The following is a 9180-nucleotide window of genomic DNA, read 5'->3' as shown; positions in this document are numbered from 1 at the left end:
GTGGGGATGGGTCCCGGATCTGCGCTTCGCTTGTCCGGGACGACAGCGTGATTGCCGCGCCAGCAACTGCCGCAGCCACAGCTACAACTGCGTCTTGTAGAGCTCTTCCACGGTCTCCTGGCTCGCCGGTTCGCCGAGGCCGGTCTGGTCGTGAATGACCGTGACGATGCTTGGCATCACCGAGCGCTGCACCTTTTCCGACGACCAGAGCTTCGAGCGCATCAGGGCCTTGCCGCAATGGAAATAGACCTCGCTGACGGCGACGTTCAGCACCGCGCGCGGCGGTTTGCCGAATTCCACCATCGCGGCGAGCAGATCCGGATCGGCCGACAGCGTGCCGCGGCCGCCGACGCGCAGCGTCTCGTCGATGCCGGGGACGAAGAACAACAGGTGCACGAAGCCCGAGCCTTCGACGACGTTACGAAAACTGTCGATCCGGTTGTTGCCGGAGCGGTCAGGCATCAATAGCTGGTTGGGACCGGCGACGTGGACGAAGCCGATGCCGCCGCCACGAGGCGAAGCATCGACGCTGCCGTCCGCCCCCGACGTCGCAAGCACGCAGAATGGCGACATCTCGATGAATTTCTTCGCATGCGCATCGATCGCGGGCCGGGCCTTCGCGATCACGCGCGGGCTCGGCTTGGCATAGATGGTGGCGAGGTCTTCGGCGCAAAGATCGGTCAACGGCGTGTCTCCGCATCAGCTCGGCGCCAAATTACCCGATCAGGCCGTGCCCGCCAACGAAATCCATGATGCTGAAGCATGATTCGGAAAAGTGCGCAGCGGTTTTCCGAAAAGATCATGCTCGAACAACAACCTAAAGCGCGATGACGATTCATCCCAATCGCATCGCGCTTTAGACCGCATCCGCCGGCACGAAGCAGCTGATGATGATGGCGCCGCGGTGGTGGACGTACCACACCACGGCCTGCCCGACCGGATTGCCGCGGTCGCGGATGATCGCGCGTTCGGGCACCTCCATCCATTGTCCCTCGATCGGCACCCAATAGGCGCCGCGGCGCACGTCGTAGTCGGTGCGATGGCCGTCGGAGATGTCGCAGCAGGGCACGCCGTTCGGCGCGATCACGCTCTTGAACCAGGCGCGGATGTCGGGCGGGACGTGATCATATTGCCCGTTGTCGAATGCGAATGCGGTACTCGTCAGCGCCAGCCAAACGCACAGTGCGAGCCTGTGCATGCGATCCTCCATCGCGTTTCGATTCGTATCGTTGACGCGATTAAGCCCGAGCCGTCAGCGCATTGCATGCTCAAATAATATGCGGCCCGGACGGCGCCGCATATGATGCGTTGCGATATGAGTGGTCGTGCGCTTACATCGACCGCTGAGGCGCGGTCTGCAGCAACTGCCTGACCTGCTCGCTGTAGAACCCTGCATTGCTGGTGGTGCCGTGGCCGCGGGTCTCGGTGCTTGCCGGGATGAGATACAGCTTGCCGTTCCTGACCCGCTTCATCGCCGCGTCCGTGATGCCGGTCTCGGGCGGATTGCGCTCGTCGTCGGCGGAATTGATCAGCAGCAGCGATGCCTCGATCTGCTCCAGCTTTTCGCCGGCATTGTAGTCGTGCGAGGACTCCCACTGATAGACGAAGTCGTTGGCATCGGCGGTGATCGGCGTCGCCAGCCGCTCGTCGACGACCTTGTCGGCCTTGGCCGCCGTCGGCGCCTGCTGCTGATAGGCGAGCGTGCCGCCGATGCTGGCGATACCATAGGCGGTGACGGCGTATTTCATCATGCGCGGCTGGCTGGTGTAATTGCCGCCATGATAGTCGGGATCGCTGCGGATGGTGTCGAGCATGATCCGCCGCATCATCCAGTTGCGCGAGGCCATCTCGGTCGGCTGCGAGGCCATCGGCACCAGCGCGTCCATCTCTTTCGGATATTTCTCGCCCCACAGCCAGGTTTGCATGCCGCCCATCGAATTGCCGATCACGAGCCGCAGATGCTTGACGCCGAGGCCTTCCTTCACGAGGCGATGCTGCGCCTCGACCATGTCGTCGTAATTGTATTTCGGGAAGCTGGTCTTCATGCCGTCGGACGGCTTGGAGGATTTGCCGTGGCCGATCGCATCGGGGATGATGATGTAATACTTGGACGCGTCGAGCGGCTGGCCCGCGCCGAACAGTTCGCCCGCGAAGGCCGGCGACAGCATGCTTGCGCCCGAGCCGCCGGTGCCGTGCAGCACCAGCACCGGTTGGCCGGTCGGCTCGCCAACGGTGGTGTAGTGCAGCTTCAGCTCCGGCATGGTCTCTCCGGTGTGGAACTTGAAATCCCTGGCGATCCAGTCGCCCTGTTTCGGGGCCGGGTAATCGGCGGACAATACCGGCGTGGAGATGGCCAGCGTCGAGAGGGACAGCAGGATGGCCGACAGCGCCGCGCAAGAAGCTCTCATGGTCATTTCCCCCGTTGCGGCTCACGGTCGGCGGCCGCGTTGCGGCAGAACTTAACAGAAGTGCGGGGCAGGATGTAGGATTTCGTCGCCGCCGATCGTCCTCGAGGAAAACACCCGGAGACCCTTGCATGTGCCGCAACATCAAGACGCTGTTCAACTTCGAGCCGCCGGCGACGGAGGACGAGATCCACGCCAGCGCGCTGCAGTTCGTGCGAAAACTGTCCGGTTTCAACAAGCCGTCGCAGGCCAACGAGGCGGCGTTCGAGCGCGCGGTGGCCGAGGTCGCGGGGGCCGCACGAAAACTCCTGACGTCACTGCATACCCATGCGCCGGCGCGCGACCGTGAGGTCGAGGCGGAAAAGGCGAAAGAGCGCTCGCGGCTGCGCTTCGGTTCGTGAGCTCGGACAACGCGCTCCGTGATCTGGCTCACGGTATCTGCTGCCTCAGCTTGCGATGGTGTCGGCCGGGGTTTTGATCGCCCGGAGCACGACCATGAGCCGCCCCCTTCTTCCTCTGAAAGCAGGTGCCATCATCTTCACGCTGTTATGGACGGCGTGGATGATGTGGTGGAGCGGCTCGTTCTCGCACGCGAACATGGTCATCCTCGCCCTGTGCGGCGCGGCGGTCGGCTATCTCTGGTATCGCGCCATGCGCTGGCAGTTCGAGCGCATGGGCATGTTGCCGCGACGCGAGGATCGGCCGAAATAGACTCGTCTGCCAAAGCGCGATGCGATGAGGAGGAATCGTCATCGCGCTCCAGTTAGGCTTTGTCGCCGTGCTTCTTCTTTTTCTTTTTCTTCTTGTGGTCGTCGTCGCCATCGCTCTCGTTATCGACGATTGGCTCGTCCGGCTCCTGGACGGCGGCCTCGAGCGCCTCGCGCTCGGCGGCTTCGCGCTCGCGCTGGCGGCGGCGTTCGTCCCAGGCGTCGAAGAGCTGGTCGAGCCACGGCAGCACCTGCTCGATCGACGGCAATTGGCCGGCCGAGCCCGGCTCGCCCCGCGGGCCTTGTGGTCCCGCCGGGCCCTGCGGTCCAACAGCTCCCGGGGCGCCGGTTGCGCCGCGTGGGCCGGCTTCGCCCTGCTTGCCTTGCGCACCGGGCTTGCCAGGCAGGCCTGCCTTTCCGATCGGCCCCGGCTTGCCCTGCGGCCCCGGCTTGCCGCGCGCCCCGTCGGGGCCGCGCCGGCCCGGATGACCCTGCGGCCCCGGCCGTCCCGGCTCGCCTTGCCGCCCGCGCGGACCTTGAGGTCCCTGCCGCCGTCCCTGATCGTCTGCCACGCCACTGCTCCCTTGACCGGAAGCAAGCTACTTAGCGTCGTTTGACGACAGCAGCAATTCTGCCCGCGCATTGCGCCGGGCTTGATCAACATCAATCGGCTGCACGAACCGCCGTGTCATCGATCGCGCACGGCCACACCGCTTGCGAGGAGCGACCGATGCGCGCAGCGTGGAAAGTCTTTTGCCTGTTCGCTGCCATTCTCGTGGCCTCGCTCGGCCTCGCTCACCTGCTGGTGCCGGACATCGCGCCGGTCGCATTCGCCGAAGAGCCGCAACCGTTATGGGCCGTCATGACCGCCTTCTTCCTCCGCGCGATCGAGCTGATCGCCGCCTCGGTCGCGACGATCGCGTTTGCGGTCATCGCCGGCGCGTATCTGCGGCACGAGCTGCGCCGCCTGTCGCGCAACGCGTCGTCGCGGGCGGACCGATGTCCCCGCTAGTCCTGATAGGCAGGCACGTCGATGCCGGAGGCGGCATAAAGCCTGATCTTGTTGCGCAGCGTGCGCACCGACAGGCCGAGCACGCGCGCTGCGCGCGTGCGATTGCCGTCGCAGCGTGCGAGCGTCTGGAGCACGAGCTCACGCTCGACCTCGTCGACCGTGGCGCCGATCAGAAGCGGAACGATCTGGTTGGGAGCAAGGAATTGCGCGCCCGGCCCGGACGCAGCGACATGAACTGTGGTCATCAACACACCTCCCGATCAACGCCCGCTTCCGTCAATGGAAGCGATCGAGAACCAACAACCCCAAGCCGTAATTCCACGGTGGTCCTGTTTGGTTAACGAAGGGTTAATCGGGAGCGAACGCACCAATTGACCCCAGGAATGCCGCGAACCCGCCGCGATTGGCGCAGGATGCATCGTGATGCGGGCCTATCTCGCGCGGCAAGTACGGTGTCATCATCCGCGGAAGCGGACGAAGTACGCCGCGGACGATGACACCGTGCATGTGGTGAAAGCGTTCTCCCTCACACCGTCCGGTACCCGCCGTCCACCATCACGATGGTTCCGGTGACATAGGCCGACAGGTCCGATGCCAGGAAGACCGCGGGGCCTACGATGTCCTCGGGCTTGCCGGTGCGCGCCAGCGGGGTGTGATCGACGAAGGCCTGCACCAGCGCCGGATTGGTCGCGCGCACATTGGCGTTGATGTTGGTCTCGATGAAGCCCGGCCCGATCGCGTTGACGCGCACGCCTTCCTTGCCGAGCTCGACCGCGAGCGCCTTGGTGAAGCCGAGCACGCCGTGTTTCGAGGTGGTGTAGGCCGCCGAGCTCGGCGTGCGCAGATGCACGAAGGACTGGATCGAGCCGATATTGACGATGCGGCCCTTGCTCGCGCGCAAGGGCGCGAGGAACGCCTGCGTCACGTTGAAGACGCCGTTGAGGTTGAGCGAGATGATGTCGTTCCAGTCCTTCGCCACCGTCTCGGTCTCGGCGGTGAAGGCGTTGCGGCGGGTGATTCCGGCATTGTTGACGAGGATCGAGACCTGCCCGACCCTGTCCGCAACCTGCTTCGCCAGGGCAAAGCAGTCCTCGCGCCTGACAACGTCGAGCGGAAAGCTCTCGGCCTTGCCGCCCGCCTGCCGGATCTCCTGCGCCGCCTCCGCCACCGTCTCGGCATTGACGTCGAGCAGCACGACCCGCGCGCCCTCCCGCGCATAGCCGGCGGCGATCGCCCGGCCGATGCCGGAGCCGGCACCCGTGACGACGGCGATGTGGTTTGCGAGCAATGCCATGACATATTCCTCCCGATTTCCTTTCGAAGTTTCACGAAAAGCTAACTCGAAATTAAGGGGCCGGAAACGGCGGCCTTGGCATACTGATCTTCATTGCTAAACGTTGCGCGCATGATGGAACGGCTCGACTCCTGGAAACTCGCTCTCGAACGGCTGCGGTCGGCGCACGCGCCCGATTGGGCCGAAGCGGGCCGCCTCGTCGCCGAGATCGTGCGGATGAGCAGCGACGTCACGCTGCGCCAGGCCGCCGAGCAGGCGCTTCCGGTGCTGCGCCAGGCCGCGGACAATGACGATCACGGCGTGGCGCTGGCGGCCCAGCGCCGTCTCGGTGTGGTGCTCGAGGTCGTCCACGATCTGTCCGCGCCGCGCTTCGGCCGCCGCAACGCCATGCCGAAACAGCTGTCGAGCGAGGACCGCGCCCGCAAGGTGCTCGGCCTGCCGCTCGCGGTGCAACTCACCTGCGAGGACATCAACCAGGCCTATCGCCGCGCCGCCAAGGGCATGCATCCCGACCGAGGCGGCAGCGCGCAAGGCTTCATCGACCTCGCCGCCGCGCGCGATCTGCTGATCCATCCCGGCGCCCACAAGGACGCGTGAAGGCGCCCCAGCGCTCGCTCACGCAGTACAGAAAACAAGCGGGCAAGGACGCGATGTCCTTGCCCGGCTCTTCGTCCGCCGACCGAAATCTTACCAGCTGCAGTGACCGTTCCTGAGCGCCTGATCCTTCAACATCAGCGCATCGACGAAGGTCGGCACGGCCGCGCTGACGCGGGCATAGTCGGAGGGCCACGGCGTGGTCGGGATGCTCTCGTCCCAGATCTGGCAGAAGCCGGTGTCCTGCCAGCGGATCAGGTGATAGCTGGCCTCGGCAGGGTTGGCTGCGACGAACGCGGTGACGGCAAGGCTCGCGGCAGCGCAGAGCATGGAAATACGACGCATGATCAGTTCCTCAAAATGAAAGATGGGATGCGCCTCCCGACAATGCGGGGAGGGGTGGTGCGGGACGCTCGTGGGCGGCGCCCCGGACAAGATGTGAGTAGTTCCGCCGGCCGGTCAGGTTCAAAGCGGGCGCGCGGGAAATGGAAAGGCGGATCGCTCGCGCGACCCGCCCTTCGAACGCGATCCGTCGCGTCGAGTTCAGAGTGTGCAGCGGCGCTCGGCGCGCATCTTGATCTGGAGGTCGGACGCTTCCTGGAAGGTCGGGAGCGGCTTGCTGACGACCTTGTAGGTCGACGCGCCGATTTGGAACGGCTTGTACTTGAGGTCCTCGTTCCAGACCTGGCAGATGCCGGTGTTGTCCCAGCGGATCACGTAATAGCCGACCGCCGCCGAGGCCGGCACGGCGAACACGGACGAAGCGATGCCGGCAACGGCACAGAGAGCGAGAACGCGACGCATGAAATATCTCCTTGTGGGGGATGTTGGGGGAAGCAGGATCCGAAAATTCGTGCGGTAAAAGCAGGTCCTTTGCAAGCCGGGGAGCGGCCATTCACGGACATGTCAGCTGTTCCCTGAGCATTTGGTTCGGCCGCGTGCCCGACGAGCCACACGCGGAGCCGCTCACCTCGCCAGCGACGCCACCGCCTCGATCTCGATCAGCATCTTCGGATCGGGCAGCGCGTGCACCACGCAAGTCGTGCGCGCAGGATAGGGCGGCGGGCCGAAGGCGCCGGCATAGAGCGCGTTCATGGCGGCAACGTCCGAGGCGCGGGTCAGGAGCACGTTGACCTTGACGAGGTCGCGCATGCCGGCGCCGGCCTCGCCCAGCACGCGCCTGATGTTGACGACGACATTGGCGAACTGGGCCTCGAACCCGTCGGGCAGCGCACCATTGGCATCGAAGCCGGGAATGCCGGAGACGAACAGCAAGTCGCCAACGCGGGTGGCAAACGACAGCGGCGGCGCCTTGACGTGCGGCGGGGCTGCGAAATGCTGGATCGGCATGGGATCACCTCGGGACGGTCGTTGACGCATGAGCGTAGCCGCAGGAAAGGCGCGCTCCAAACAAAAAACGCGAAAACAACCCCATGCACAGTAGGCATGAGGCGGAAATCGTTGGGCTTTTTCAGAATTCTGGAAAGACGAAATATCCGCTTGCTCCGTCGGGCAAAACAGGGGCAGAATGGCATGATGGCCACAGTCAGTGCGCAGTGCTTCGCCTCTCGCCACGCGCAGCCCGAACGCTGTGAGAGAACGGGCCATCTGCCCCGTCATTGCGAGGAGCTCTTGCGACGAAGCAATCCAGGCTGGCTCCACGGAGAGATTCTGGATTGCTTCGCTACGCTCGCAATGACGCCGGAATGAGGGCTTTCCGAGCGCGCAGCCTGCCTCATCATGTTGCGGCCCCGATCCATCGGGTAGATTCGCTTCGTCTGATTCGATGCCACCTTTGAAAAATAGCCCCCGGAGACAACCATGAAGCTCGCATCCACCTTCCGCGCCGCGCTGATCGCCATCGCCGCTTTGGTCGGCCTCTCGACCGCGGCGCGGGCCGACAGCGGCTTCGTGACGCTGACGATCTACAAGGCGGGCTGGATCATCGGCGGCTCGGGCGGCTCGGGCGTGCTCAACTTCCGCGGCCGCTCCTATGCGCTCTCGACCGGCGGGCTCGACTACGGCCTCGTGTTCGGCGGCTCGAAGACCGTGCTGCGCGGCCGCGTCTCCAACATCAACCGCCCCTCGGACGTTGCCGGCGTCTACGGCGCCGCCGGTGCTGGCCTTGCGGTCGGCCGCGGTGCCCGCGCCATCGTGCTGACCAACCAGAAGGGTGCGGTGCTGGAATTGACCGGACACCAGGTCGGCTTGATGGCGAATGCGGATCTCAGCGGGCTCGCGATTACGATGCGATAGGGGCACGGTGCCGTAGGGTGGGTTAGCCTCGCGGATGCGCGCAGCGCATCTGCGGGGCGTAACCCACCTCCTTGATTTCCGCGGTGACAGAAGTGGTGGGTTACGCACAGCGGACTGCGCTTCGCGCCGCCGCTGCGCTAACCCACCCTACGACTACGTCTCCGTCACCATCGCATGTATCCGCACGCAATGCGCGACGAGGTTCGCGTGCGCATCGACGAAGGCCTTCAGTGGCGTCGGGATCGGAAAGTAGTGGATGTTGGCGATGAAGCCGTAGATGCCGGCATCGATGCTCGTCGGCGCCGCGCCATGCACGTAGCCGGCAGCCGGCACGATCCCGGCCAGCACCTCCAGATCGGCAAGCCCCCGCGCGTAGGCCTGCTCGGGCGTGTAGCGGCCGATGCCCTGGTAGTTATAGCGCTGCGCGTTGAATGCCTTCGCCTTCTCGAACCCCTCCGCATCGATCTGCGGATGCTGCGCGATGAAGCCGTCGCGGAATGCCGGATAATAGCGCTCGTCCTTCCAGCGCGAATAGGACATCACCCAGTAGAGATCATCGAGCATGCGCGTGACGAGATGATTGGTGCGCCGCTGTTCCGGTGAGAGCGAGGCATCGATGGTGAGTCCATATTTCGCGATCGCATGCGCGATGATGGTCTCGCTGTCGCCGATGGTCTCGCCGTCGTCGACGACGTAAGGCAGCTGCCCGCGCGGTGCGGCGGAGGCATCGAAGACGTGCTCATGCACGAACGGCACGCCGGCGAGCTTGAAGAAGGCGTAGACCTTGAGGCCGTAGCCGTTGTTGTCGGCGACGCCGAACAGTTCCGGGTAGGAATAGAGGGTCAGCATCGGCGGCGGCTCCTCTGTGTGGCGGGGACAGCATGCAGGGGTGCGCCGGTGGAAGCAATGGCT

Annotated in this window: 15 protein-coding genes; 5 read left to right on the top strand and 10 right to left on the bottom strand. The window is 64.9% G+C overall.

All coding sequences use genetic code 11. The annotated features are described in order from the left end of the window. Positions 1 to 81 precede the first annotated feature (81 nt). The 3 genes from IC50_RS28405 to IC50_RS28395 form a co-directional block, all read right to left on the bottom strand. Positions 82 to 684, bottom strand: coding sequence for an MSMEG_1061 family FMN-dependent PPOX-type flavoprotein (locus IC50_RS28405; protein ID WP_035712535.1), 603 nt, complete (start codon positions 682 to 684; stop codon positions 82 to 84). 172 nt (positions 685 to 856) lie between these two features. Beyond that, positions 857 to 1198, bottom strand: coding sequence for a hypothetical protein (locus IC50_RS28400; RefSeq protein WP_035712560.1), 342 nt, complete (start codon positions 1196 to 1198; stop codon positions 857 to 859). A 133-nt stretch (positions 1199 to 1331) separates the two neighbouring features. Next, entirely contained in the window at positions 1332 to 2408 is a 1077-nt protein-coding gene (locus tag IC50_RS28395) for an alpha/beta fold hydrolase (RefSeq protein ID WP_035712557.1), read from the bottom strand. Between the two features lie 128 nt (positions 2409 to 2536). Here IC50_RS28395 and IC50_RS28390 point away from each other — a divergent pair, with 128 nt between their 5' ends. Continuing rightward, positions 2537 to 2806 carry a DUF2277 domain-containing protein gene (locus tag IC50_RS28390; protein WP_035712533.1) on the top strand — a complete coding sequence of 90 codons (270 nt, stop codon included), beginning with the start codon at positions 2537 to 2539 and terminating at the stop codon, positions 2804 to 2806. Between the two features lie 94 nt (positions 2807 to 2900). Next, on the top strand, positions 2901 to 3116 hold the full coding sequence (locus IC50_RS28385) for a hypothetical protein (RefSeq protein ID WP_035712555.1): 216 nt from the start codon (positions 2901 to 2903) through the stop codon (positions 3114 to 3116). A gap of 52 nt (positions 3117 to 3168) precedes the next feature. On the opposite strand, the gene IC50_RS28380 is transcribed toward IC50_RS28385, so the two are convergent. Further along, a complete protein-coding gene (locus tag IC50_RS28380; protein ID WP_035712531.1) occupies positions 3169 to 3684 on the bottom strand; it encodes a collagen-like protein in 516 nt (171 codons plus the stop codon). A gap of 158 nt (positions 3685 to 3842) precedes the next feature. Between IC50_RS28380 and IC50_RS28375 the strand changes: the two genes are divergently transcribed. Continuing rightward, the gene (locus IC50_RS28375; protein ID WP_035712529.1) at positions 3843 to 4124 is read left to right on the top strand and encodes a hypothetical protein; all 282 of its coding nucleotides are present in this window, start codon (positions 3843 to 3845) and stop codon (positions 4122 to 4124) included. On the opposite strand, the gene IC50_RS28370 is transcribed toward IC50_RS28375, so the two are convergent. Together IC50_RS28370 and IC50_RS28365 are read right to left on the bottom strand one after the other, a co-directional pair. Beyond that, complete coding sequence (locus IC50_RS28370) at positions 4121 to 4369, bottom strand: helix-turn-helix domain-containing protein (protein ID WP_035712527.1); 249 nt, start codon at positions 4367 to 4369, stop codon at positions 4121 to 4123. The two genes, IC50_RS28375 and IC50_RS28370, sit on opposite strands and share 4 nt — an antisense overlap. 281 nt (positions 4370 to 4650) lie before the next feature. Then, positions 4651 to 5418 (bottom strand): SDR family NAD(P)-dependent oxidoreductase, encoded by a 768-nt coding sequence (locus tag IC50_RS28365; RefSeq protein WP_035712525.1) that lies wholly within the window; start codon positions 5416 to 5418, stop codon positions 4651 to 4653. Positions 5419 to 5529: 111 nt separating this feature from the next. On the opposite strand from IC50_RS28365, the gene IC50_RS28360 reads away from it, so the two are divergent. Then, the gene (locus tag IC50_RS28360; RefSeq protein WP_035712523.1) at positions 5530 to 6015 is read left to right on the top strand and encodes a molecular chaperone DnaJ; all 486 of its coding nucleotides are present in this window, start codon (positions 5530 to 5532) and stop codon (positions 6013 to 6015) included. Positions 6016 to 6105: 90 nt separating this feature from the next. Here IC50_RS28360 and IC50_RS28355 read toward each other — a convergent pair whose 3' ends face one another. The 3 genes from IC50_RS28355 to IC50_RS28345 all read right to left on the bottom strand — a co-directional run bounded on the left by IC50_RS28355 (position 6106) and on the right by IC50_RS28345 (position 7362). Continuing rightward, a complete protein-coding gene (locus IC50_RS28355) occupies positions 6106 to 6357 on the bottom strand; it encodes a hypothetical protein (RefSeq protein ID WP_035712522.1) in 252 nt (83 codons plus the stop codon). A 198-nt stretch (positions 6358 to 6555) separates the two neighbouring features. Continuing rightward, positions 6556 to 6816 carry a hypothetical protein gene (locus IC50_RS42095; RefSeq protein ID WP_035712518.1) on the bottom strand — a complete coding sequence of 87 codons (261 nt, stop codon included), beginning with the start codon at positions 6814 to 6816 and terminating at the stop codon, positions 6556 to 6558. A 162-nt stretch (positions 6817 to 6978) separates the two neighbouring features. Continuing rightward, positions 6979 to 7362: a RidA family protein gene (locus IC50_RS28345; RefSeq protein WP_035712516.1), complete on the bottom strand. Its 384-nt coding sequence runs from the start codon at positions 7360 to 7362 to the stop codon at positions 6979 to 6981. 471 nt (positions 7363 to 7833) lie between these two features. Between IC50_RS28345 and IC50_RS28340 the strand changes: the two genes are divergently transcribed. Further along, the gene (locus IC50_RS28340; protein ID WP_035712515.1) at positions 7834 to 8268 is read left to right on the top strand and encodes a hypothetical protein; all 435 of its coding nucleotides are present in this window, start codon (positions 7834 to 7836) and stop codon (positions 8266 to 8268) included. A gap of 153 nt (positions 8269 to 8421) precedes the next feature. Here IC50_RS28340 and IC50_RS28335 read toward each other — a convergent pair whose 3' ends face one another. Continuing rightward, entirely contained in the window at positions 8422 to 9117 is a 696-nt protein-coding gene (locus tag IC50_RS28335) for a glutathione S-transferase family protein (RefSeq protein ID WP_035712514.1), read from the bottom strand. Positions 9118 to 9180: the final 63 nt, after the last annotated feature.

Origin of the sequence: Bradyrhizobium genomosp. I (2014), from assembly GCF_000261685.1 — a bacterium.
GTDB lineage: Bacteria > Pseudomonadota > Alphaproteobacteria > Rhizobiales > Xanthobacteraceae > Bradyrhizobium.
Note: the sequence above shows the minus strand (reverse complement) of the source record. Positions and strands in the feature narration are given on the sequence as shown.

What these genes read in the sequence shown, in the direction of transcription:
- IC50_RS28345 (WP_035712516.1), bottom strand. Translation starts at nt 7,362, where the DNA reads ATGCCGATCCAGCATTTCGCAGCCCCGCCGCACGTCAAGGCGCCGCCG.
- IC50_RS28385 (WP_035712555.1), top strand. Translation starts at nt 2,901, where the DNA reads ATGAGCCGCCCCCTTCTTCCTCTGAAAGCAGGTGCCATCATCTTCACG.
- IC50_RS28400 (WP_035712560.1), bottom strand. Translation starts at nt 1,198, where the DNA reads ATGCACAGGCTCGCACTGTGCGTTTGGCTGGCGCTGACGAGTACCGCA.
- IC50_RS42095 (WP_035712518.1), bottom strand. Translation starts at nt 6,816, where the DNA reads ATGCGTCGCGTTCTCGCTCTCTGTGCCGTTGCCGGCATCGCTTCGTCC.
- IC50_RS28340 (WP_035712515.1), top strand. Translation starts at nt 7,834, where the DNA reads ATGAAGCTCGCATCCACCTTCCGCGCCGCGCTGATCGCCATCGCCGCT.
- IC50_RS28375 (WP_035712529.1), top strand. Translation starts at nt 3,843, where the DNA reads ATGCGCGCAGCGTGGAAAGTCTTTTGCCTGTTCGCTGCCATTCTCGTG.
- IC50_RS28390 (WP_035712533.1), top strand. Translation starts at nt 2,537, where the DNA reads ATGTGCCGCAACATCAAGACGCTGTTCAACTTCGAGCCGCCGGCGACG.
- IC50_RS28395 (WP_035712557.1), bottom strand. Translation starts at nt 2,408, where the DNA reads ATGAGAGCTTCTTGCGCGGCGCTGTCGGCCATCCTGCTGTCCCTCTCG.
- IC50_RS28370 (WP_035712527.1), bottom strand. Translation starts at nt 4,369, where the DNA reads ATGACCACAGTTCATGTCGCTGCGTCCGGGCCGGGCGCGCAATTCCTT.
- IC50_RS28365 (WP_035712525.1), bottom strand. Translation starts at nt 5,418, where the DNA reads ATGGCATTGCTCGCAAACCACATCGCCGTCGTCACGGGTGCCGGCTCC.
- IC50_RS28360 (WP_035712523.1), top strand. Translation starts at nt 5,530, where the DNA reads ATGATGGAACGGCTCGACTCCTGGAAACTCGCTCTCGAACGGCTGCGG.
- IC50_RS28355 (WP_035712522.1), bottom strand. Translation starts at nt 6,357, where the DNA reads ATGCGTCGTATTTCCATGCTCTGCGCTGCCGCGAGCCTTGCCGTCACC.
- IC50_RS28335 (WP_035712514.1), bottom strand. Translation starts at nt 9,117, where the DNA reads ATGCTGACCCTCTATTCCTACCCGGAACTGTTCGGCGTCGCCGACAAC.